Below are 23,233 nucleotides of genomic sequence, written 5' to 3'. Positions count from 1 at the left end.
GGACGAACCCACAGTCTGGGCATCCGTACCGCTCACACGGAATGACTGTCCGCTATACGGTCACCAGGCTCACACAAGGTGCACACGCGCCTACCGATCGGTCAACGCCGAGGGGTCCCGACGGGCCCGGCGTTCCCGCCACTCACGCCCCACCGCCACCAGCAGCACCAGCGCCGTCGCCCCCGCCGACCACAGCACCTGCGGCCGGGCCGCGTCATCGGTCAGCATCAGCAACAGCACGCCCAGCAGCCCGGCCAGCGTCACCCACGTCAGATACGGGAACCACCACATCCGCAGCACGAGCGCGTCGGGAGCCTCCTGTTCCAGGCGGGCGCGCAACCGCAGTTGGGACGCGGCGATCAGCGCCCAGACGAACAGCAGGACCGCGCCGACCGAGTTGAGCATGTAGAGGAACACCGTGTCGGGCCACAGCAGATTGAGCAGGACGGAGACGAAACCGAAGGCCACCGACGCCAGCACCGCCCGCCTCGGCACCCCACCGGGCTGACCGGAGGAGCCCTCGGCACCACTGCCCTTCTCGGCGCCGCCCGAGACCCTCAGCAGCCCGCGCGGCGCCTCCCCGCGCTCCGCCAGCGAGAAGATCATGCGGGAGGAGCCGTACAGATTGGCGTTGAGCGCGGAGAGCAGCGCCACGAACACCACGATGTTCATGATCTGCCCGGCCGACGGCACCCCGATCGCGTCCAGCACCTTCACGTACGGGCTCAGCCCGGCCTGCTGCGCGGTCCACGGCAGCACGGTCACGATCACCAGCATCGAGCCGACGTAGAAGAAGAGGATCCGCACCACCGCGCTGCGCACCGCCCGCCCCACGGCCCGCGCCGGGTCGTCCGTCTCGGCGGCGGCGATGGTGACGACCTCAAGCCCGCCGAAGGCGAACACCACGGTCAGCACCCCGGAGACGACCCCGCTCCAGCCGTTCGGCAGGAAGCCGCCCTGGCCGGTCAGGTTGGTCATCCCGACCGGGTCGGTGTCCGGGAGCAGGCCGAAGACCGCCAGCCCGCCGAGCACCAGGAAGACCACGATCGCGCCGACCTTCAAGGAGGCGAACCAGAACTCGAACTCGCCGAAGTTCTTCACCGCCGTCAGGTTCGCCACGGTGAACACCACCATGAACAGCAGCACCCACGCCCAGGGTTCGACGCCCGGCACCCAGCCGTGGGCGATCTGCGCGGCCGCCGTCGCCTCCACGGCGAGGACCACCACCAGCAGGAACCAGTACAGCCAGCCGACGCTGAACCCGGCCCACCGCCCGAGCGCCCGCTCCGCGTGCACGGAGAACGAACCGGAGGCGGGCATCGCGGCCGACATCTCGCCCAGCATCCGCATCACCAGCATCGCGAGCGCGCCCGCGATCAGATACGAGACGACGATCGCGGGCCCCGCCACCGCGATCCCGGCGCCCGAGCCCACGAACAGCCCCGCCCCGATCACCCCGCCGAGCCCCAGCATCGTCAGATGGCGCTGCTTGAGCCCGTGCGACAGCGGCTCGGCGGGGGCTGCCGGCGAGGTGGGGGAGGGGGTGGGGGGAGCCTCGTGCATGGGGTGCGGTTCACTCTCGGATGATTTATCGGGAACCTACAGTCTGGGGCCGCGGTCCCTCTCCCACCAAAACGGACCCCCACCCGCCCGACCTCAGTGACGAGCGTCACGCGGGAACGTGATTGCGCCGCAGGCTTTGTGTGAATCCCACCAACCCATCAACCACCGCTTTGTGGGCGGCTGATGGTGAACGAGCGTTGACCTGTGGACTAACGTCGGCGGGAGCCCGACCCACCCCGACCGCCGGGGGCCACCCCGGCCCACCTGCCCTCACCCGCGGAGTCCCGATGAGCACTGCTGCCGCCCCCGTCCGCTCCGGAGCGGTCCTCGCCGACCTGCTGCCCGCAGCCCGGCACCGCTACGCCGTGGACGCGGCCCTCGTCCTCGGCGGCGCGGCCCTGACCGGCATAGCGGCCCAGATCGCCGTCCCGGTCCCCGGCTCCCCGGTCCCGGTCACCGGCCAGACCTTCGCGGCCCTCCTCATCGGCACCGCGCTCGGCGCCCGCCGCGGCTTCCTCTCCCTCGCGCTGTACGCCCTCGTCGGCATGGCCGGCATGCCGTGGTTCGCCGAAGCCAGCTCGGGCTGGAGCATGCCGTCCCTCGGCTATGTCTTCGGCATGCTCCTGGCCGCCACCGTCGTCGGCGCCCTCGCCCGCCGCGGCGGCGACCGCTCGGTGCTGCGCACCGCGGGCACGATGGTCCTCGGCTCCGCGATCATCTACGCCATCGGCGTGCCGTACCTGGCGCTCTCCACCGGGATGTCGCTGAGCGCCGCCGTCGCGGCCGGGCTCACCCCGTTCCTGATCGGTGACGCCCTCAAGGCGGCGCTGGCCATGGGCCTCCTGCCGACCACCTGGAAGCTGCTCGGCCGCCGCGGCTGACACCCGCCCTTGAGGGCTCAGGCCTCGTAAGGCCCCCCGAAGAGGCCCGCCGGATCGTACTGGGAGACCAGACCGGCGAGCCTCTTCGCCGTTTCCGGCTCATGGAAACCGGTCGTACGGTCCCCGCCGCCGAAGCAGAAGTTGGCCGAGCGCCCCTGGACGAGCGGCCCCAGGACCCCGGACACCTCCCCGTACAGCGCGCGCACCGTGGGCACGTCCGTACCGTCCAGCGGCGACAGCAGCCGCAGCAGGAAACCCGCGTCCCGGTAGGGCACCGCGCTCTCCGGCTCCGACTGCCCGGCCATGGCTCCACCCAGATGATTGAGCTGCACCACGTTCATCATCGGCGCCCCCGGCCCGGTCAGCTCCAGCACCCGCGCGGCCCGCGCCGCGTCCAGCTCCCGGAGCATCAGCCCCTCCCCGTAGTACGCGTGCGGGAACGGCGGGTCGTTGTGGATCGCCGGGCTCTCTGTGTACCGCATCTCCCGCAGCGAGTCCTCCAGGACCGGCCCGATCGCCCGCAGCGGGGCCACCAGCCGTCCGCCCTCGGCCGCGTCCCCCGTGAACGCGACCCGCACCGAGACGACGTACCGCCCGCGCACCTCCTCGGGCACCTGCGGCAGGTCCGGGTAGGGCAGTGCGCACAGTGACGACGTCAGGGTCTCCGGCACGGTCCGGGTCCACTCCAGATAGCGGGCCGTCACCTCGGCCGCCCGCTCCCCGTCGAAGGCGATCGCACCCCCGTACAGCCGCTCCACCGCCACCAGGCCGATCTCCAGCGAGGTCACCACCCCCAGCCGGCGCCCGCCGCCGCGCAGCCCCCAGAACAGCTCCGGCTCGCGCTCCGGCGTGACCCGGCGCAGGGCCCCGTCGGCGGTCACCACCTCCAGCGCCCGGACCTGGTCGGCGGCGTACCCGAACTGCCGCGCGAGGATGCCCAGTCCGCCGCCCAGCGTGTACGAGACCGCGCCCACCGAGGGCGACGAGCCGTTGAGCGGGGCGAGACCGTGCGGGGCCGCCGCCGCGGTCACCGCGCCCCAGGTCGCGCCCGCGCCGATCGTGGCGGTGCGGCCGACCGGGTCGACGGTGACGGAGTCCAGGCCGCGGGTGACCACCAGCACGCCGCCCTCGACCGCCCCGGGCAGCCCGTGCCCGGTGGCGTGCGCGGTCACCCGGAGCCCGTGCCCGGCGGCGTACGCCACGGCCTCCCGTACGTCCTCGGGGGTACGGGCCTCGATCAGCCGGTCGGGCCGGATCGGGAAACCGGTCTGGAAGGTGGCGGGGGTGATGAGGCCCGATGATGCGGAAACCATGAGGGGAGGCTCTCCTTCGCTCGCGTTCTGCGCGGTTCGAAGAAAAGCCTCCCCGGGATACCTGACACCCTTCGTCAGGTATGGATCACTGCGAGACGGCCTTGCGGTTGCGCATCTCCCGGACCAGCGAGATGCCCACCACCAGAGCCGCGACCAGCAGCGACAGCACGACCTGCTCGCGGGCGGTGTCGTCGGTCAGCATGTAGACCAGGATGAACGAGATCGCCGCGATCGTCGCCCAGGTGAGGTACGGGAAGAGCCACATCCGTACGACCAGCTTGCCCGGGGTCTCGCGGAGGATGATCCCGCGCATCCGCAGCTGGGTGAAGCAGATGACCAGCCACACGAAGAGCGCGACCGCGCCGGAGGAGTTCAGCAGGAACTGGAACACCGTGTCCGGCCACTGGTAGTTGAAGAACACCGCCACGAAGCCGAAGACGACCGAGGCCAGGATCGCCGCCTGCGGCACACCGCGCCGGTTGACCTTGGCGAAGGACTTCGGCGCGTCGCCCCGCTCACCGAGCGAGAACGCCATCCGGGAGGCCGTGTACAGGCCGGAGTTGAGGCAGGACAGCACAGCCGTCAGCACGATGAAGTCCATGACGTTGCCGGCCTGCGGGATCCCGATCGAGTCGAGGGCGGCCACATAGCTGCCCTTCTCCTGGATCGACGGGTCGTTCCACGGCAGCAGCGTCAGCACGACGAAGATGGAGCCGAGGTAGAAGACGGCGATACGCCAGATCACGCTGTTGGTGGCCTTCGACACCGCGCGCTGCGGGTCGGAGGACTCGCCCGCGGCCAGCGTCACGATCTCACTGCCCATGAACGAGAAGACGACCATCAGCACACCGGTCAGGATCGCGCCCGGACCCTCGGGGAAGAACCCGCCGTTGTCCGTCAGATGGGCCAGACCCGACCCCGGGTTGTCCGAACCGGGGAGGAACCCGAAGACGGCGAGGAAGCCGACGACCACGAACGCGGCGATCGCCACGACCTTGATCCCGGCGAACCAGAACTCGAACTCGCCGTAACTGCCCACCGAGACCAGGTTGGTGGCGGTCAGCACGACCATCACGATCAGCGCCCAGGCCCACTGGGGCACGCCCGGGATCCAGTTCTCCAGGATCGCCGCGCCCGCCGTGGCCTCGACGGCGAGCACCACGACCCAGAAGAACCAGTACAGCCAGCCGATGGAGAAACCGGCCCACCGGCCCAGCGCCTGGTCGGCGTAGGCGGAGAAGGAGCCGGAGCTCGGCCGGGCGGCGGCCATCTCGCCGAGCATCCGCATCACGAGGACGACCATCAGGCCGACCATCGCGTACGAGATCAGGATCGCCGGACCGGCGGCCGCGATGCCCGCGCTCGATCCCACGAAGAGCCCGGCGCCGATCACGCCGCCGATCGCGATCATCGAGAGGTGGCGGTTCTTCAGGCCTGCCTGAAGCCCGCCCGACGAGTCCGGCCGGTCCGGCTCACCGGGATCCTGGCCCGGCTTCGCCAGCGTCGTCTGCGACGTCATGGGGGGATTCCTTACCTTTTCGAGCATGAGGGTGTGCCCTGCTCCGCCGTCGGATCGTGCCCGTGGGGTGTGCGAAGACAAGGCCACGCATTCAAGCCCGATACAAGGCGGAAGGGGAACCCCCTCTTTCGGATCGTTTGCCGGATCGTTGCTTGAGTGGTGTTCGCCACACAAAATCGGTTCCAGGCCTGCGAACCATCGAATCGGGGCCGGAGCCCCGCTGACCGCCGCCCCGTGACGGTTGCCCCGCCGAGTTCGTGCCACACTTCGCACCATGCGCGTGTACCTCGGATCCGACCATGCCGGCTACGAACTCAAGAACCACCTCGTCGAGTGGCTCGGCGCCCACGGCCACGAGGCCGTCGACTGCGGCCCCCACATCTACGACGCCCAGGACGACTACCCGCCGTTCTGCCTGCGGGCCGCCGAGAAGACGGCCGCCGACCCGGACAGCCTCGGCATCGTGATCGGCGGCTCCGGCAACGGCGAGCAGATCGCCGCCAACAAGGTCAAGGGCGTCCGCGCCGCACTGGCCTGGAGCGAGCAGACCGCCGCCCTCGGCCGCGAGCACAACAACGCCAACGTCGTCGCGATCGGCGGCCGGATGCACACGGTCGAGGAGTCCACGAAGTTCGTCGAGATCTTCCTCTCCACGCCGTACTCGAACGAGGAGCGTCACACGCGCCGCATCGAGATGCTCTCGGCGTACGAGAACACCGGCGAGCTCCCCCCGATCCCGGCCCACCACCCCCAGCAGGGCTGACCCCGCTCCCACCCCCTTGCGTGCCGCCGGGTCCCGGACCCGGCGGCACGGCCATGCCGCCGCCCGTCCTCGTCGCAGTCGCAGGAGCCCCGCCGTGCCCGAGGGACACACCATCCGCCGTCTCGCCGACGACCACGCCGAACGCTTCGCGGGCGCGCCGGTCCGGGTGAGCAGCCCGCAGGGGAAGTTCTCCGACAGCGCGGCCCTGCTCGACGGGCACACCCTCACCGCCACCGACGCCCACGGCAAACACCTCTTCCTCGGCTTCGGTGCCACCGGCTGGGTCCACATCCACCTCGGCCTCTTCGGCAAGCTCGGCTTCGGCGCCGCCCCGCCCCCGCCGCCCACCGACACCGTCCGCCTCCGCCTGGTCAACGCAGGCCATTACGCGGATCTGCGCGGCCCCACCACCTGCGCCCTGATCACCGAGCCCGAGAAGCGCGCGATACACGAGCGCCTGGGCCCGGACCCGCTGCGCGGCGACGAGAACGGGGAACGGGCCTGGCAGCGGATCTCCCGCAGCCGGACCACCATCGCCGCCCTGCTGATGGACCAGAAGGTCATCGCGGGCGTCGGCAACGTCTACCGCGCCGAGGTCCTCTTCCGCCACGGCATCGACCCGTACCGCACGGGCCGCGACCTCACCCGCGCCGCGTGGGACACGATCTGGGCGGACCTGGTGGAGCTGATGCGCGAAGGCGTCCGCAACAACCGCATCGACACCGTCCGCCCCGAACACCTCCCCGAGGCCATGGGCCGCCCGCCCCGCAAGGACGACCACGGCGGCGAGGTCTACGTCTACCGGCGCGCGAACCTGCCCTGCCACATCTGCGGTACGGAGATCCGCACCGCGGACCTGGTCTCCCGCAACCTCTTCTGGTGCCCCCGGTGCCAGCCCACCGCCCCCTCCGACGGCGGAAAAGGCTGAAAACCGCCCGAAGAAGACGGACGGGAGCGCGCGGACGACCCCATTTCGAGCGCATTGTCACCGGGGTCCCCCTGCACCGGAGGCCTTCGGGTGGATAAGGTCCCGGCAGTGGCCCGTAGCGGAGGAACAGACGACTTCTGGGCCCGGTGGCGAAGAAAGATGCACCGGGTCCGTATCGGGGTGCGCAAATCCGGGGTCGACTACTTCCGCGGGGACGGCTCCGACTGGATCGCCCTGGCCGGTCTGCTGCTGACGATCCCGGCCATCACCGTGGCCACCGTCGTCAGTCCGATCTGGTTCGACCCGGCCGCCCTCGCCCTGCCCATCGTGGCGGGCGGCCTCCTGCTGCGCCCCTCCAGCCTGCTCGGCCTGTACGCGACGGCAGCCGGTGCGCTGATCGTGGAGGCGCTCACCCTCGGCCCGTATCTGGACGGTCCCGCCCGGGTCACCCCGGGCACCGTGCTCGTGGTCGCCGCCTGCGGGTTCTTCGGGCTGGTCCTCGCCCAGTTCCGGGCCCGGGTCGGCGTGCCCTGGCGGCGCGGCGGCACGATGCTCTTCGACCTGCGCGAACGCATCCGGGTCCAGAGCTCCCTGCCCCGGCTGCCCCAGGGCTGGCACCGCGAGATGGCCCTGCGCCCGGCCGGAGGCCAGTCGTTCTCGGGGGACTTCGTCGTCGCGGCCCGCACCCACGGGGGCCGCACCCTGGAAGCCGTCCTCACCGACGTCTCCGGCAAGGGCATGGACGCGGGCTCCCGGGCCCTGCTGCTGTCCGGCGCCTTCGGCGGGCTCCTCGGCTCGCTGGCCCCGCACGCCTTCCTGCCCGCCGCCAACGGCTATCTGCTGCGCCAGGACTGGGACGAGGGGTTCGCCACCTCCATCCACCTGGTGCTGGACCTGGAGTCGGGCGACTACGAGATCTACTCCGCAGGCCATCCGCCCGCCCTCCAACTGCACGCGGGCAGCGGCCAGTGGGAGGAGAAGTCGGGGGAGGGGCCCCTGCTCGGCGTCTACGACGGGGCCGAGTTCGACGCGGTGAAGGGCTCGCTCGCGCCCGGCGACGTCCTGATGCTCTTCACCGACGGTCTGGTGGAGGCGTCCGACCGGGACATCGCCGAGGGCATCGACCGGCTGACGGGCGAGGCCGACCGCTATGTCTCCACCGGCTTCGAGGGCGCGGCCTGGCACCTGATCGAGGCCTGCGCCAAGGACGTCAACGACGACCGGGCGCTGCTGCTGCTCTCCCGCCGGGCCTGAGCCTTCCGGAAGCCGGACGGACCCCGGAGCCGTCGCCGGACCCGGACGGCGGAGAGGCGCCCGTCACCCGGGGCCGGGTATCGGGGCGCCTCTCCGCCGTTCGGTGGTGCTCAGCCGGTGCCGGGTCAGACCGACACCGGTACCTGCTCCTGGTCCTGGTGGTCGTCCTTGTCGCGGCCGCCCGGCAGGATGCGGGCCAGCCAGTGCGAGCGTCCGGCGGCCAGCGGCGCGAGGACGGCGAGCAGGAGGACATAGCCGGCGATGAACGGCGAGAGCCGCTCGTCCAGTCCGGCGGCCGCCGCCATCGTGGCGAGGATGAGCGCGAACTCACCGCGGGCCACCAGCGTGGTGGCGATGTTGGACGTGGCCTGCGCACCGAAGGAGTACACCTTCGCCGCCGCGAGTCCGGCCGCGATGTTCATGGCGAGCGTCAGCACCACGGCCGCCACCACGGGCCACAGCACGCTCGGCAGGTCACCCGGGTCGATGGAGAGGCCGAAGGCGAAGAAGAAGATGGCGCCGAAGGCGTCCCGCAGCGGATGGACCAGCTTGAGGATGCGGTCGCCCGACGAGGTGGAGCCGAGCATCAGGCCGACCATGAACGCGCCGATCGCGTCGGCGACGCCGAACATCTCCGAGACACCGGCGACGAAGACGGCCACACCCAGGAACGAGATGACGAGGAGCTCGTCGTCCTTGGTGTTCATGAGCTTGCCGATGAGCTTCGTGCCGAACCGGGCCGCCAGCGCGAGCAGCAGCAGGAAGCCGAAGGCCTTGCCGCCGTCGACCAGCGCGGCCGAGAGGCTGTCCGCACCGGACAGGATCGGCTGGAGCGCGGCGAGATACAGGGCGAGGAAGATGTCTTCGACGACGATGATGCCGAGGATCGGACGGGTCTCCGGATTACCGATGCGCCCGAGGTCCACCAGGATCTTGGTGACGATCGCGGACGAGGAGATACCGAGGACACCGGCGAGTACCAGCGCCTCCGAGGTGCCCCAGCCCAGCGCGAAGCCGAATACGAGACCGGCGCCGACGTTCAGGACGAGATACGTCCCGCCCGCGATGGCCATCTTCCGGCCGCCCGTCCTGAGGTCGTCCATGTGGAACTCGAGCCCCAGGTAGAAGAGCAGGAGGACGAGTCCCAGCGCGGAGAGCATCTCCAGGTCGTGCGGGTTGGAGAGGAGCGTGTATCCGGGGGTGTGCGGGCCGAGGAGGATCCCGGCCAGGATGAACAGGGGGATCGTCGGCAGCCCGATACGGCCGCCGAGGCGGGCGAGGACGGCAGCGGCCAGGAAGGCGCCGCCCATGGCGAGAAGGGTGTCTGCGTGTCCGATGAGCCTGGTCCTTCAAGGTCGGTCAAGAGCGGGTCAAGAGGGCATCAAGAATCCATCAGTAATTAGTTTACCGAACGATTGACGCTGCAACTATGGATCCGTCTGATTGCCCCTGTTTATCCGCTTGGTCCGATCAACAGGCCCCGTCAACACCGGTGTGGTAGCGGCGAGTTCGGATCCGGCCCCGGACGCGGCCGTAGAGTCGGCCCATGACTGGACGGCATCTGAGCGTCTCCGAGGTGGAGGCCATCGCCCGCGCGGCCCATGCGCGGCAGACCGACAAGGCGGGCCGCCCGTACGTGGAACACCTCGCGGCGGTGGCCGAAGGCGTGCGGGTACGTGGCGGCGACGACGGGCAGATCGCGGCGGCCTGGCTGCACGACGCGGTCGAGGACGACGCGCTCTCCGCCGGGTGGCTGGCGGCCGCGGCTCTGCCGCAGGCGGTGAAGGACATGGTCCTGGCGGTGACCAAGCGGCCGGGGGAGGAGCTGTCCTCGTACACCGCGCGGATCCTGGCCACCCCGGGCGCGCTGCTCGTCAAAGAGGCGGATCTCGCCCACAACGCGGATCCCGCCCGCCTGGCGGTCCTGGACGAGCCGACCCGTACCCGGCTGACGGCGAAGTATGCGCAGGTGCGAGAGCTGCTGGGGCTGGTCGGCGGCGAATCACCCTCGGACCGAAAGAATTCGGCCAACCCGGGAACGCACTGATCCACCCGCGGCGGGTCCGGCGGGTGGATCAGGGGAAGTGGCGCGGGGAGCGGCGGCGAGGGCGGCGACCGGGGCGGTGAAGGCGCCGGTCCCGCGGGGCTCAGCGCCGCGCGGAGACCTTCCGGAAGGCCCAGTTCATGTCCGGCTCGGTGGCCCACTTCAGCGCGCGGCCCACCAGCGGGGCGCACATGAGCGTCACGGCCACCGCCGCCACGAGCGAGACGACGACCAGCCCGACCGGGTCGGAGAGCCAGGTGTAGCGGTCGAACAGGCCCGCGTACTCGGCCCCCTTGATCAGGAATCCGTGCAGCAGATAGCCGCAGATCGTGCCGGCACCGAGCACCGTGAACCACCGCTCCCGGCCGGGCACCCAGGCCAGGAAGCCGACCGTCAGCACCAGGGCGCAGCCGAACATCGCGAGCGTCATCACCGCGCCCGACCACCACGGAGCGCCCATCTCCTGGGCGCTGTTGGCGCGGTAGAACCAGCCGAGCTGCATGCGCGGGGCGGCCCAGTACGCGAAGAGCAGCGCACCGGCGAACAGCGGCAGGGACAGCAGCCGCACCTCGCGCCGCCTGACCAGCTGGAAGTGCTCGGGCTTCACCAGCAGGCCGAGCACGAAGAACGGCAGGAACTGCAGCACCCGCTGGAGATCGAGGTCGTCACCGATGTCGGGCGAGACGGAGGCGAGCATGGCGATGGCGAGCGCCACCGGCAGCGGATGGCGGATCGCCTGCCAGATCGGCGTGGTCACCCGCCAGATGAACAGCGCGATCAGGAACCAGGTCAGGAAGAACGGGTCCACCAGGCTGATCGCCATGTCGGGCGAATCGTCGGCGTACCGCTTGAAGAGCGAATAGGCCGTCTCGAACACCAGGTACGGCACCACGACCGAGGTGAGCAGCCGCTTCACCTTGGGCGCCGTCATGTCGAACGACCGGGAGAAATAGCCGGAGATGAGGATGAACGCCGGCATGTGGAACATGTACACGACCATGTACAGCGCCCGGGTGGCCCGACTGCCGTCCATCACGGGTTCCCAGGCGTGTGCCACCGCGACGAGGACGATGGCCAGGTACTTCACGTTGTCGAAGTAGGGGTCGCGCTTCTTCGCCGCCGCGGGCGCCGGAGCGGCGGCATCCGGAGCGCTGGTCCCGGGGGCGGGCCGGGGCGCGGTGGCGGTGAGCGTCTGCGCGTGTCTGGGCTCCGACTCCCGGGTGGCCGGGGGGAGCGGGGCCCTCTGAAATACGCTCGGAGCGTGGAACATCTAAGGCACCTTAGACCGGTCGATTGCCTCGTGTAAAACTGCGGGGAGATAGCGCGTGTTCCCCTCAATTCGAATGTGAAACCGTCGAACACCGCCCGCTATGACACCATTGATCCGGCTTAAACAGGGCATAGCGCCGAGCAGTTGGCCGGAGTGAATTACGTCGCATCCACGCCGCCAATTGGCTGTGAATGAAGTGTGGGGATGCGGAAACGATCACGGTGACGGATATTCGGCCGCCGGGTATTCACAGCCGACGCACAGGGAGTGGCGCAGCGGCCCGGCTCCCGCCCGCTTCCCGGGCGCCGTGCGGCCGCGGCCCCGAGCCCGCACCCGCCGCCGCGACGGCGCCGGCCGTCAAGGATGGCGGGATCCCATCACCCCGTTCCGTCACCCGGCAGCAACCACGGGGGAGTTGGTGGCACGATGGAGGCGACGGGGCGCGCGGTGGTGCACGCTTCCGGGCCGGCAAGGCGGACCGACCGAGGGTGTGATCAGACGTGGCTATATCACTGTCTATGGTGCTGCTGTTCGCGGTCATCCTGGTGGTAATGATCCGTAGCGGCTCCATCAAGCCCGGACCCGCGATCGTCGCCGTGCTCTTCGGCTTCTTCCTGGCGTCGACCGGCATGGCGCCGTCGATCAACAGGTTCATGAACTCGGTGGCCGACACCATCAACCAGATCAGCTTCTGAAGCTCTGAATCTGAAGCACGGAGCGGTCTGCCGCGCACAGCGTGCCAAGCGCGAGGGCCCGGCCCGGAGGATCATCCTCCGGGCCGGGCCCTCGACTGCGTGGAGCGGGCGACGGGAATCGAACCCGCGTAGCTAGTTTGGAAGACTAGGGCTCTACCATTGAGCTACGCCCGCAAGCGTCGCACCGCAGGTCCGTGGACCGCGGCACGAAGAGCATCGTAGCGGGTCGGCGGCGGTGCCCGCACACCCGTTGTGCCGGCCGCCGGACCGGACCCGTTGCCGCGACCGTCCCGGCCCGGTGGAGCCGCTCCGTAAAGCGGCGGATCCCACGGTCGCCGTGCATGTACCCTACGTGTCGCACCGACGGGGTGTGGCGCAGCTTGGTAGCGCGTCCGCTTTGGGAGCGGAAGGTCGTCGGTTCGAATCCGGCCACCCCGACCACCAGCAAGATCGCATTGTGGGAGTCCTCCCCCTTGCCGTTACTATGCAAAATGCGTGCCCGTGTGTCTGATGTACCGGGCTCGGTCCGCGAAGCCGCCACTCGGCGGCCCAGCAGAACCCCAAGAAGTCAGCCACCAAGGAGACCGAACCGTGAAGAGCGCCGTGGAGACCCTGAACCCGACCCGGGTTCGGCTCAGCATCGAGGTGCCCTTCGAGGAGCTCAAGGACAGCCTCGACGCGGCGTACAAGAAGATCAACCAGCAGGTCACGGTGAAGGGCTTCCGCAAGGGCAAGATCCCCGCCCGGGTCATCGACCAGCGGTTCGGCCGCGGTGCGGTGCTGGAGGAGGCCGTCAACGACGCCCTCCCGAAGTTCTACACCGAGGCGGTCAACGAGGGTGAGCTGAACGTCCTCGGCCAGCCCGAGGTCGACATCACCGAGCTGAAGGACGGCGAGCTGCTGGCCTTCACCGCCGAGGTTGACGTACGCCCCGAGATCGAGATCCCGGACTACTCCGGCATCGAGGTCACCGTCGACGCCCTCGAGGTCACCGACGAAGAGGTCGAGAAGGCCGTGGAGCAGCTCCGCGAGCGCTTCGCCTCCACCAACCCGGTCGAGCGCGCAGCCGCCGACGGCGACGTCGTCACGATCGACCTGCAGGCCAAGGTCGACGGCGAGGTCCTCGAGGACGGCGTGGCCGACGGTGTCTCGTACACCATCGGTTCCGGCGAGCTCCTCGACGGCATCGACGAGGCCGTGACCGGCCTGGAGGCCGGTGGCGAGGCCACCTTCACCTCGCAGCTGAAGGGCGGCTCCGCCGAGGGCAAGGACGCGGAGGTCACCGTCAAGGTCACCGCCGTCGCCGCCCGTGAGCTCCCCGAGCTGGACGACGACTTCGCCCAGATGGCCAGCGAGTTCGACACGCTGGAGGAGCTGAAGGCGGACAGCCGCAAGCGTCTGGAGACCACCAAGCAGTACGACCAGGCCACGCAGGCCCAGGAGCGCGTCCTGGAGGAGCTGCTGAAGCTCGCCGAGGTCCCGATTCCGGAGAAGCTGCTCGCGGACGAGGTCCAGACCCGCAAGCACAACCTGGAGCACCACCAGCTCGGTCAGATGGGCCTCGACCTCGAGAAGTACCTCGAGATCCAGGGCAAGACCCTGGAGGAGTTCGAGAACGAGACCTCCGAGCAGGCCATCAAGGGCATCAAGACCCAGTTCATCCTTGACGAGCTCGTCAACAAGGAGAAGCTGAACGTCAACCAGGAGGAGCTCACCGAGCACCTCATGCGGCGTGCCGCCTCCTCCGGCATGAGCCCCGACCAGTTCGCCCAGGCCGTCGTCGAGGGCGGCCAGGTGCCGATGCTCGTCGGCGAGGTCGCCCGCGGCAAGGCGCTCGCCGTGGTCGTCGAGGCCGCCAAGGTCGTCGACACCAACGGTGAGGTCGTCGACCTCGAGGACGAGGACGAGGCCGCCGAGGCCACGGAGACGGCCGAGGCCGCCACCGAGGACAAGGCGGACGACAAGGCCGAGGAGAAGAACGAGGCCTGAGCCTCGCTCCGACCCGCGGCAGCCTCGCGCTGACCGTCACGACGGGCCCCGAACGCATCCTGTGTTCGGGGCCCGTCGGCGTAGTGCGCCGGATCGCCGTGCGCCCCCGGAACCCTTGTGCCCACTGCGGACCTTGCGCTCCCAGCGAACAGTTGCGGAAGCGGGATGGCGTTGTCCCACCTGCGCGTTAGGGTCCATGAAGAGGAAGGGTGGAGCAGTGGCTCCACCCGCCCGGTACGAAGACGCTGAGACGGCCGGAGCCGTCAGAGACGAGCAGGTGGATACGTGACGAATCTGATGCCCTACGCCGCCGGTGAGCCGTCCCTCGGTGGTGGCCTCGGTGACCAGGTCTACAGCCGACTGCTCGGCGAGCGCATCATCTTCCTCGGTCAGCAGGTCGACGATGACATCGCCAACAAGATCACCGCACAGCTCCTCCTCCTTGCCGCCGACCCGGACAAGGACATCTACCTCTACATCAACAGCCCCGGTGGTTCGGTGACGGCCGGCATGGCGGTCTACGACACCATGCAGTACATCCCCAACGACGTCGTCACCATCGGCATGGGCATGGCCGCCTCCATGGGCCAGTTCCTGCTCACCGGCGGTGCCTCGGGCAAGCGCTTCGCGCTCCCGAACACCGACATCCTCATGCACCAGGGTTCGGCCGGTATCGGTGGCACGGCCTCGGACATCAAGATCCAGGCCGAGTACCTGCTCCGCACCAAGACGCGGATGGCGGAGATCACCGCCCACCACTCCGGCCAGACCGTCGAGACGATCATCCGCGACGGCGACCGCGACCGCTGGTACACGGCGGAGGAGGCCAAGGACTACGGCCTCATCGACGAGATCATCACGTTCGCGTCGGGCATCCCGGGCGGCGGCGGCACCGGTGCCTGATCCGGTCCCCACCGGACCGTCGGCACCACTCCCGCACCCTCATCTCGTACGCCGAGACCTCCAGCCCCAGAACGCCACCAGGATGGTGAACACCCACATGAACAACTTCTCCGGCGCCTCCGCGAGCGGCCTCTACACCGGCCCGCAGGTGGACAACCGCTACGTCGTCCCGCGCTTCGTGGAGCGCACCTCGCAGGGTGTGCGCGAGTACGACCCGTACGCGAAGCTCTTCGAGGAGCGCGTGATCTTCCTCGGCGTCCAGATCGACGACGCCTCGGCCAACGACGTCATGGCGCAGCTGCTGTGCCTGGAGTCGATGGACCCCGACCGCGACATCTCGATCTACATCAACAGCCCCGGCGGCTCGTTCACCGCGCTCACCGCGATCTACGACACGATGCAGTTCGTGAAGCCGGACATCCAGACGGTCTGCATGGGCCAGGCGGCCTCCGCCGCCGCCGTCCTGCTCGCCGCCGGCACCCCGGGCAAGCGCATGGCGCTCCCGCACGCCCGGGTCCTCATCCACCAGCCGTCCTCGCAGACGGGCCGCGAGCAGCTCTCCGACCTGGAGATCGCGGCCAACGAGATCCTCCGTATGCGTACGCAGCTGGAGGAGATGCTGGCCCGGCACTCGACGACCCCGCTGGAGAAGATCAGCGAGGACATCGAGCGCGACAAGATCCTCACGGCCGAGGACGCCCTGGCCTACGGTCTGGTCGACCAGATCGTTTCCACCCGCAAGACCACCGCGGGCGCATCGCTCTGACGTCGGTCTTTCCCCTTGGCACATTCCGTTTGCACGACCACGGCCGTGTGAACCGTGCCAAGGGGGGCCCGAACGGGGGCCCAGGCAAGGTACCGTCGGATAGAGGCACCAGGAGCCGCTGAACCAGGCGGCGTCCCAGGCGAAGGGGAAGCACCTCGTGGCACGCATCGGTGATGGCGGCGACCTGCTCAAGTGCTCGTTCTGCGGGAAGAGCCAGAAGCAGGTGAAGAAGCTCATCGCGGGACCCGGTGTGTACATCTGCGACGAGTGCATCGATCTCTGCAACGAGATCATCGAGGAGGAGCTCGCGGAGACGAGCGAGGTGCGCTGGGAAGAGCTTCCCAAGCCCCGCGAGATCTACGAGTTCCTGGAGGGGTACGTCGTCGGGCAGGAGCCCGCGAAGAAGGCCCTCTCGGTCGCGGTGTACAACCACTACAAGCGGGTCCAGGCCGGGGAGAACGGCGGCGGCGCCGGTCGTGAGGACGCGATCGAGCTCGCCAAGTCGAACATCCTCCTGCTGGGCCCCACGGGTTCCGGTAAGACGCTTCTCGCCCAGACGCTGGCCCGCATGCTCAACGTCCCGTTCGCGATCGCGGACGCGACGGCGCTGACGGAGGCCGGCTATGTCGGCGAGGACGTCGAGAACATCCTGCTCAAGCTGATCCAGGCGGCCGACTACGACGTCAAGAAGGCCGAGACCGGGATCATCTACATCGACGAGATCGACAAGGTCGCCCGCAAGAGCGAGAACCCGTCGATCACCCGCGATGTCTCCGGCGAGGGCGTGCAGCAGGCCCTGCTGAAGATCCTGGAGGGCACCACCGCCTCCGTCCCGCCGCAGGGCGGACGCAAGCACCCCCACCAGGAGTTCATCCAGATCGACACGACGAACGTGCTGTTCATCGTGGGCGGCGCGTTCTCCGGCCTGGAGAAGATCATCGAGTCCCGGGCCGGCGCCAAGGGCATCGGCTTCGGCGCCACGATCCGCTCCAAGCTGGAGATCCAGGCGAGCGACCAGTTCCAGGAGGTCATGCCGGAGGACCTGGTGAAGTTCGGGATGATCCCGGAGTTCATCGGCCGTCTCCCCGTGCTGACCTCGGTCCACAACCTGGACCGCGAGGCCCTGCTCCAGATCCTCATCGAGCCGCGCAACGCCCTGGTCAAGCAGTACCAGCGCCTCTTCGAACTCGACGGCGTGGAGCTGGACTTCGAGCGCGAGGCGCTGGAGGCCATCGCCGACCAGGCGATCCTGCGCCAGACCGGCGCGCGGGGTCTGCGGGCGATCATGGAGGAAGTCCTCCAGTCCGTGATGTACGAGGTCCCGTCCCGCAAGGACGTCGCCCGCGTCGTCATCACGCCCGATGTCGTCCGCGACAACGTCAACCCCACGCTGGTCCCGCGCGAGCCGCGCACGATCGGCAAGAACGACGGCGGCCGCCACGAGAAGTCGGCCTAGCCGCAGAGGACTTGTCCTACGCCGAAGGGGCGCCCACCGGATGAACCGGCGGGCGCCCCTTCGAGCGGTCAGACCTTGGTGCGGGCGGTGTTGTAGAGCTTGGCGGTGAGGGCCGCGGCCTGGTCCTTGGGCACACCCTGACCGGCGAGTGCCAGCGCCTTGTCCGCGGTCGTCGTGATGCCGGCCGTGCTGTAGTCGGCCCAGACGCAGACCGCGAGGATGAAGTGCTGGGGCCCCTTGGCGACCGAGCCGTCGCCGTTCTTGTTGGTCACCTTGAGGTCCTGGCACTTCATCACCGCCCCGTCGAACCCCTCGGGTTCGGCGCTCTCGGCCGAACCGACGAGTTCGATGGAGACCTCGCCGCTGCCCGACTTGGCGTCCTTCTCGACGTCGTTGAAGGCGTCGTTGACCACCTTGGCCGGATCGGCGATCTCGCCCCAGAGGCCCTCGAAGTTGAGCACCTTGGTGGCGGCGGCCGCGGTGCCCACCGAGTAGTCGGCCTTGGCCGCGCTCGGGTTCTTGATGCCCAGCGCCTCGACGTCCGTCTTCTTCGTCCCGGTCAGCGGGGCGCTGAGCACCGGCTTCGTGGTGTCCCGCTTGTAGTCGTCGACCGCGTCCGGGGGCGTGATCTTGTAGCCCTTGGTCGCCTCGGAGACGTCCGAGTTGCTGGCCCGGTCGCCCGTGAGGAAGTACACCCCGCCCGCGATGACCGCCAGCGCCACCACGGCGACGCCGATGATCAGCCCGGTCTTCTTCTTCGGCTGCGGCGGCTGCTGGCCGTACAGGGGCTGCCCGCCGTACGGCGGCTGGGGCGGCTGCTGCCCGTACGGGCCGGGCTGCTGCGCCTGCGGATAGCCGTAACCCTGCTGCGGCGCCGGAGGCTGCCCGTACGGGTTCGGCTGCTGCTGGGGGACGCCCTGCGGGGCCTGCTGCGGGTAGCCGTAGCCGGGCTGGCCCTGCGGCGGCGGGGCGCCGTACGGGCCCGGCTGCTGTCCGTACGGTCCGGGCTGGCCCTGCGGCGGCTGCCCGCCGTACGGGCCCGGCTGGTTGTAGCTCATTGCGGTGTCCCCTCAAGAATTCCTTATGCGTTGCGAACATCCTGACGGAAGCCCCCCTGACACGGGGGGTCGGCCCGGACACCGTTACTGAACCAATCCGTTTCAGTGCAGACCTGTGACGGCCCTAAACTGTCTCCCGTGACCGAGAACTCATCGCAGCAGCCAGCCAGCAACCCCGAACTGCCGACCACGTACGCGCCGGCCGATGTAGAGGGGAAGCTGTACGAGCGCTGGGTAGAGCGTGGTTACTTCGAAGCCGACGAGCACAGCGACAAGCCGCCCTACAGCATCGTCATCCCGCCGCCGAACGTCACCGGCTCCCTCCACCTGGGCCATGCCTTCGAGCACACCCTGATCGACGCCCTCGTCCGCCGGAAGCGGATGCAGGGCTTCGAGGCGCTGTACCAGCCGGGCATGGACCACGCCGGCATCGCCACCCAGAACGTCGTCGAGCGCGAGCTCGGCAAGGAGGGCAAGTCCCGCCACGACCTGGGCCGTGAGGCGTTCGTCGAGCGCGTCTGGCAGTGGAAGAACGAGTCCGGCGGCCAGATCTCCGGCCAGATGCGGCGCCTCGGCGAGGGCGTCGCCTGGTCACGTGAGCGCTTCACCATGGACGAGGGCCTCTCCAAGGCCGTCCAGACCGTCTTCAAGCAGATGTACGACGACGGGCTCATCTACCGCGCCGAGCGCATCATCAACTGGTGCCCCCGCTGTCTCACCGCGATCTCCGACATCGAGGTCGAGTACCAGGAGGACGACGGCGAGCTCGTCTCCATGACGTACGGGGAGGGGGAGGAGACCATCGTCGTCGCCACCACCCGTGCCGAGACGATGCTCGGTGACACCGCCGTCGCCGTCCACCCCGACGACGAGCGCTACCGGCACCTGATCGGCAAGCAGATCAAGCTGCCGCTGACGGACCGCACCATCCCCGTCGTCGCCGACCACCACGTCGACCCGGAGTTCGGCACCGGCGCGGTCAAGGTGACCCCCGCCCACGACCCGAACGACTTCGAGATCGGCAACCGTCACGACCTGCCGTTCATCACCGTCCTCGACGAGCGCGCGGTCATCACCGTCCCCGGCCCCTTCGAGGGCCTGGACCGGCTGGAGGCCCGCTCCGCGATCGTCGCCGCCCTGCGCGCCGAGGGCCGGATCGTCGCCGAGAAGCGCCCCTACGTCCACTCCGTCGGGCACTGCTCGCGCTGCAAGACCACCATCGAGCCGCGCCTCTCGCTCCAGTGGTGGGTCAAGGTCGCCCCGCTCGCCGAGGCCGCCGGTGACGCGGTCCGCGACGGCAAGGTCAAGATCCACCCGCAGGAGATGGAGAAGCGGTACTTCGACTGGGTCGACAACCTCCACGACTGGACGATCTCGCGCCAGCTCTGGTGGGGCCACCGCATCCCCGTCTGGTACGGCCCGAACGGCGAGGTCGTCTGCGTCGGACCCGACGACGAGGCACCCACCGGCGAGGGCTGGACCCAGGACAGCGATGTCCTGGACACCTGGTTCTCCTCCGGCCTGTGGCCCTTCTCCACGCTCGGCTGGCCCGAACGCACCGACAGCCTCGCGAAGTTCTACCCGAACTCCGTCCTGGTCACCGGCTACGACATCCTCTTCTTCTGGGTCGCCCGGATGATGATGTTCGGCCTGTACGTCAATGACGGCGTCCCGCCGTTCGGGACCATCGTCCTGCACGGCATGGTCCGCGACGAGCACGGCAAGAAGATGTCGAAGTCCTTCGGGAACGTCGTCAACCCGCTGGACTGGATGGACAAGTACGGCTCCGACGCCCTGCGCTTCACCCTCGCGCGCGGCGCCAACCCCGGCACCGACGTCCCGATCGGCGAGGACTGGGTCCAGGGCTCGGCGAAGTTCTCCAACAAGATCTGGAACGCCACCCGCTTCGCCCTGATGAACGGCGCCACGATCGAGGGCGAGCTGCCCTCGGCCGAGGAGATGTCGGTCACCGATCGCTGGATCCTGTCGCGCCTCAACAAGACCGTCGCGGACGTCGACGCGTTCTACGACGACTTCCAGTTCGCCAAGATCAGCGAGGCGCTGCGCCACTTCGCCTGGGACGAGGTCTTCGACTGGTACGTCGAGCTCTCCAAGACCACGTTCTTCGCGGGCGGCCGCCCGGCCGAGGTCTCGGGCCGGGTCCTCGGCGAGGTCCTCGACGTGATGCTGCGGCTGCTGCACCCGATCGTCCCGTTCGTCACGGAGGCGCTGTGGACCGCGCTCACCGGACGCGAGTCGATCGTCATCGCCGAGTGGCCGGCCGACTCCGGTTTCCGCGACGACGCGGCCGAGAAGGAGATCGAGCTGGTCCAGCAGGTCGTCACCGAGGTCCGCCGCTTCCGCAACGACCAGGGCCTCCAGCCCGGCCAGAAGGTCCCGGCCGAGCTGACCCTGACCGGCACGGCGCTCGCCCCCCACGAGGCGGCCATGCGCCAGCTCCTGCGGCTCCAGCCCGCCGGCGACGGCTTCCACGCCACCGCGTCCCTCCCGGTCGCCGGGGCCACCGTCGCCCTGGACCTGTCCGGCACGATCGACGTGCCGGCCGAGCGCAAGCGCCTCACCAAGGACCTGGAGGCCGCGCAGAAGGAGAAGGCCCAGGCCACCGGCAAGCTCGGCAACGAGGCCTTCCTGGCCAAGGCCCCGGACAACGTGGTCGACAAGATCCGTGGCCGGCTCGCCAAGGCCGAGGCCGACATCGAGCGGATCTCCGCCCAGCTGGCGGCCCTCCCGCAGAGCTGATCCCCTGCACGGCGAAGCCCCCGCGCACCCGACCGACCGGGACGCGGGGGTTTCGCCGTACCGCTCGCCGACAGTTCGCCGGGCGCTGCGCGCGATGTCGGTGCCCATCCGTAGACTGGGGCCCGTGAGTGAGCCCCGCCCAGACCGGCACGACGCGTCCGATCCCGACGACACCTTCGAGGAGATCGTCGACGAGGCGACCCAGCGCGACCCCGACCTGGCGGTGATCGAGGCCGGGAGCCGCACGCTGCGCGCCCACTCGGGTCAGCCGCAGGGCGAAGCGGTCCCGGCCCGCCCGGCCGACCCGGAGACCGACAAGGCGCTGCGCGCGGTGGAGCAGGAGCTCGCCGGGCGCTGGGGCGAAACCAAGCTGGAGCCCTCCGTCACGCGTATCGCCGCCCTGATGGACGTCCTCGGCGAGCCGCAGCGCGCCTACCCCTCGATCCACATCACGGGCACCAACGGCAAGACCTCCACGGCCCGCATGATCGAGGCCCTGCTCAACGCCTTCGAGCTGCGCACCGGCCGCTACACCTCCCCGCACGTCCAGTCGATCACCGAGCGGATCAGCCTCGACGGCTCCCCGATCGAGGCCGAGCGGTTCATCGAGACGTACGAGGACATCAAGCCGTACGTCGAGATGGTCGACGCCCAGCAGCCCTACCGGCTCTCCTTCTTCGAGGTCCTCACCGGCATGGCGTACGCCGCCTTCGCCGACGCCCCGGTCGACGTCGCGGTCGTCGAGGTCGGCATGGGCGGCACCTGGGACGCGACGAACGTCATCGACTCCACGGTCGCCGTCGTCACCCCGATCTCGCTGGACCACACGGACCGGCTCGGCACCACGCCCGCCGAGATCGCCGGCGAGAAGTCCGGGATCATCAAGGAGGGCGCCACGGTCATCCTGGCGCAGCAGCCGGTGGACGCCGCGCAGGTGATGCTGAAGAAGGCCGTCGAGGTCGACGCCACCGTGGCCCGTGAGGGCATGGAGTTCGGCGTCACCTCGCGCGAGATCGCGGTCGGCGGCCAGCTCGTCACCCTGCGAGGGCTGGGCGGCGAGTACGAGGAGATCTTCCTTCCGCTGTACGGCGCCCACCAGGCGCACAACGCGGCCGTCGCCCTCGCCGCCGTCGAGGCGTTCTTCGGCATCGGCGCCGAGCAGGCCCGTTCCCTCGACATCGACGCCATCCGCAAGGCGTTCGCCTCAGTGCTCTCCCCGGGCCGCCTGGAGGTCGTGCGCTCCAGCCCGACCGTCGTCCTGGACGCCGCGCACAACCCCGCCGGGGCCAAGGCGGCGGCGGACGGCATCTCCGAGGCGTTCAGCTTCTCCCGGCTGATCGGCGTGGTCGGCACGAGCGACGACAAGGACGTCCGGGGGCTCCTGGAGGCCTTCGAGCCGATCTTCGCCGAGATCGTCGTCACGCAGAACTCCACCCCGCGCGCGATGGACGCGGACGCGCTGGCCGCGATCGCCGTCGAGGTCTTCGGCGACGACCGGGTCCAGGTCGAGCCGCGCCTCGACGACGCCCTGGAGGCGGCGATCACGCTGGCCGAGGAGGAGGACGAATACGCGGGCGCCGGGGTGCTGGTGACCGGGTCCGTGATCACGGTCGGCGAAGCCCGGCTGCTGCTGGGAAGGGGCTGAGAGAGGGATGCGGACGCTCTGCGCCTCGACGCTGATCGGTGAGTTCTTCGTCATCGGCTTCGCCGGTCTCGTCGCGATGAAGCTGGACGACACCTCCATGGCCGTGGTCTGGACGGTGTGCGGCATCGGCATGGCCCTGTCCGTGCTGCTGTGCGGAATGATCACCCGGCCCGGCGGCATCCAGCTCGGCTGGGTGCTCCAGGTCGCGCTGGTCCTCAGCGGGTTCGTGGTCCCGATGATGTTCATCCTGGGGCTCGCCTTCGGCGGACTGTGGTGGGCCTCGATCCACTACGGCCGCAAGATCGACGAGGCCAAGGCGCGCTGGGCTGCCCAGCAGGAAGCCGAAGAGGCCACGGCCTGAGCACCTCCGGCGGCGGCCGACACGCCCGTCGCCGCCGCGGGTTACGGCGGATCCGGGGGCCGAAG

At 69.6% G+C, this 23,233-nt stretch carries 19 protein-coding genes and 2 tRNA genes; 14 read left to right on the top strand and 7 right to left on the bottom strand.

Annotated features, from left to right (window positions below):
* Positions 1-90 precede the first annotated feature (90 nt).
* Positions 91-1,563 carry an amino acid permease gene (locus WQO_RS10915; protein WP_058953947.1) on the bottom strand — a complete coding sequence of 491 codons (1,473 nt, stop codon included), beginning with the start codon at positions 1,561-1,563 and terminating at the stop codon, positions 91-93.
* A 287-nt stretch (positions 1,564-1,850) separates the two neighbouring features.
* On the opposite strand from WQO_RS10915, the gene WQO_RS10910 reads away from it, so the two are divergent.
* Positions 1,851-2,444 carry a biotin transporter BioY gene (locus WQO_RS10910; RefSeq protein WP_010062978.1) on the top strand — a complete coding sequence of 198 codons (594 nt, stop codon included), beginning with the start codon at positions 1,851-1,853 and terminating at the stop codon, positions 2,442-2,444.
* Between the two features lie 17 nt (positions 2,445-2,461).
* On the opposite strand, the gene WQO_RS10905 is transcribed toward WQO_RS10910, so the two are convergent.
* Positions 2,462-3,757: an FAD-binding oxidoreductase gene (locus WQO_RS10905; protein WP_010062977.1), complete on the bottom strand. Its 1,296-nt coding sequence runs from the start codon at positions 3,755-3,757 to the stop codon at positions 2,462-2,464.
* An 85-nt stretch (positions 3,758-3,842) separates the two neighbouring features.
* On the bottom strand, positions 3,843-5,276 hold the full coding sequence (locus tag WQO_RS10900) for an amino acid permease (RefSeq protein ID WP_010062975.1): 1,434 nt from the start codon (positions 5,274-5,276) through the stop codon (positions 3,843-3,845).
* A 274-nt stretch (positions 5,277-5,550) separates the two neighbouring features.
* Between WQO_RS10900 and WQO_RS10895 the strand changes: the two genes are divergently transcribed.
* The 3 genes from WQO_RS10895 (at position 5,551) to WQO_RS10885 (ending at position 8,221) form a co-directional block, all read left to right on the top strand.
* Positions 5,551-6,039 carry a ribose-5-phosphate isomerase gene (locus WQO_RS10895; protein WP_010062974.1) on the top strand — a complete coding sequence of 163 codons (489 nt, stop codon included), beginning with the start codon at positions 5,551-5,553 and terminating at the stop codon, positions 6,037-6,039.
* A 94-nt stretch (positions 6,040-6,133) separates the two neighbouring features.
* Positions 6,134-6,967 carry an Fpg/Nei family DNA glycosylase gene (locus WQO_RS10890; protein WP_010062973.1) on the top strand — a complete coding sequence of 278 codons (834 nt, stop codon included), beginning with the start codon at positions 6,134-6,136 and terminating at the stop codon, positions 6,965-6,967.
* Between the two features lie 159 nt (positions 6,968-7,126).
* Positions 7,127-8,221, top strand: a complete 1,095-nt coding sequence (locus WQO_RS10885; RefSeq protein ID WP_010062972.1) for a PP2C family protein-serine/threonine phosphatase — start codon at positions 7,127-7,129, stop codon at positions 8,219-8,221.
* A 125-nt stretch (positions 8,222-8,346) separates the two neighbouring features.
* Here the strand turns inward: WQO_RS10885 and WQO_RS10880 are convergent, their stop codons facing one another.
* A complete protein-coding gene (locus WQO_RS10880; protein WP_010062971.1) occupies positions 8,347-9,531 on the bottom strand; it encodes a cation:proton antiporter in 1,185 nt (394 codons plus the stop codon).
* 236 nt (positions 9,532-9,767) lie between these two features.
* Between WQO_RS10880 and WQO_RS10875 the strand changes: the two genes are divergently transcribed.
* Positions 9,768-10,268 carry an HD domain-containing protein gene (locus WQO_RS10875; RefSeq protein ID WP_010062969.1) on the top strand — a complete coding sequence of 167 codons (501 nt, stop codon included), beginning with the start codon at positions 9,768-9,770 and terminating at the stop codon, positions 10,266-10,268.
* A gap of 100 nt (positions 10,269-10,368) precedes the next feature.
* Here WQO_RS10875 and WQO_RS10870 read toward each other — a convergent pair whose 3' ends face one another.
* Positions 10,369-11,535, bottom strand: coding sequence for an acyltransferase family protein (locus WQO_RS10870; RefSeq protein WP_010062967.1), 1,167 nt, complete (start codon positions 11,533-11,535; stop codon positions 10,369-10,371).
* Positions 11,536-12,035: 500 nt separating this feature from the next.
* Between WQO_RS10870 and WQO_RS34915 the strand changes: the two genes are divergently transcribed.
* Positions 12,036-12,230 (top strand): hypothetical protein, encoded by a 195-nt coding sequence (locus WQO_RS34915; protein WP_029182536.1) that lies wholly within the window; start codon positions 12,036-12,038, stop codon positions 12,228-12,230.
* Positions 12,231-12,330: 100 nt separating this feature from the next.
* Here WQO_RS34915 and WQO_RS10865 read toward each other — a convergent pair.
* Positions 12,331-12,404 (bottom strand) — tRNA-Gly (locus tag WQO_RS10865).
* Between the two features lie 190 nt (positions 12,405-12,594).
* Between WQO_RS10865 and WQO_RS10860 the strand changes: the two genes are divergently transcribed.
* The 5 genes from WQO_RS10860 (at position 12,595) to clpX (ending at position 17,344) form a co-directional block, all read left to right on the top strand.
* A tRNA-Pro gene (locus WQO_RS10860) sits at positions 12,595-12,671 on the top strand.
* Positions 12,672-12,821: 150 nt separating this feature from the next.
* Entirely contained in the window at positions 12,822-14,219 is a 1,398-nt protein-coding gene (gene tig, locus WQO_RS10855; protein ID WP_010062964.1) for a trigger factor, read from the top strand.
* 297 nt (positions 14,220-14,516) lie between these two features.
* Positions 14,517-15,122, top strand: a complete 606-nt coding sequence (locus WQO_RS10850; RefSeq protein ID WP_030708378.1) for an ATP-dependent Clp protease proteolytic subunit — start codon at positions 14,517-14,519, stop codon at positions 15,120-15,122.
* Between the two features lie 82 nt (positions 15,123-15,204).
* Positions 15,205-15,888 carry an ATP-dependent Clp protease proteolytic subunit gene (locus WQO_RS10845; protein WP_006124415.1) on the top strand — a complete coding sequence of 228 codons (684 nt, stop codon included), beginning with the start codon at positions 15,205-15,207 and terminating at the stop codon, positions 15,886-15,888.
* 157 nt (positions 15,889-16,045) lie between these two features.
* The gene (gene clpX, locus WQO_RS10840; protein ID WP_006124414.1) at positions 16,046-17,344 is read left to right on the top strand and encodes an ATP-dependent Clp protease ATP-binding subunit ClpX; all 1,299 of its coding nucleotides are present in this window, start codon (positions 16,046-16,048) and stop codon (positions 17,342-17,344) included.
* Positions 17,345-17,412: 68 nt separating this feature from the next.
* Here the strand turns inward: clpX and WQO_RS10835 are convergent, their stop codons facing one another.
* Positions 17,413-18,402, bottom strand: a complete 990-nt coding sequence (locus WQO_RS10835; RefSeq protein ID WP_058953946.1) for a hypothetical protein — start codon at positions 18,400-18,402, stop codon at positions 17,413-17,415.
* A gap of 138 nt (positions 18,403-18,540) precedes the next feature.
* Between WQO_RS10835 and WQO_RS10830 the strand changes: the two genes are divergently transcribed.
* The 3 genes from WQO_RS10830 to WQO_RS10820 all read left to right on the top strand — a co-directional run bounded on the left by WQO_RS10830 (position 18,541) and on the right by WQO_RS10820 (position 23,168).
* On the top strand, positions 18,541-21,162 hold the full coding sequence (locus tag WQO_RS10830) for a valine--tRNA ligase (protein WP_010062961.1): 2,622 nt from the start codon (positions 18,541-18,543) through the stop codon (positions 21,160-21,162).
* A gap of 124 nt (positions 21,163-21,286) precedes the next feature.
* Positions 21,287-22,807: a bifunctional tetrahydrofolate synthase/dihydrofolate synthase gene (gene folC / locus WQO_RS10825; protein ID WP_058953945.1), complete on the top strand. Its 1,521-nt coding sequence runs from the start codon at positions 21,287-21,289 to the stop codon at positions 22,805-22,807.
* A gap of 7 nt (positions 22,808-22,814) precedes the next feature.
* A complete protein-coding gene (locus WQO_RS10820; protein WP_010062958.1) occupies positions 22,815-23,168 on the top strand; it encodes a DUF4233 domain-containing protein in 354 nt (117 codons plus the stop codon).
* Positions 23,169-23,233: the final 65 nt, after the last annotated feature.

The organism is Streptomyces globisporus C-1027, assembly GCF_000261345.2.
Taxonomy (GTDB): domain Bacteria; phylum Actinomycetota; class Actinomycetes; order Streptomycetales; family Streptomycetaceae; genus Streptomyces; species Streptomyces pakalii.
The sequence above is the reverse complement of the archived record's forward strand: the minus strand, read 5'-3'. Positions and strand labels throughout refer to the sequence as shown.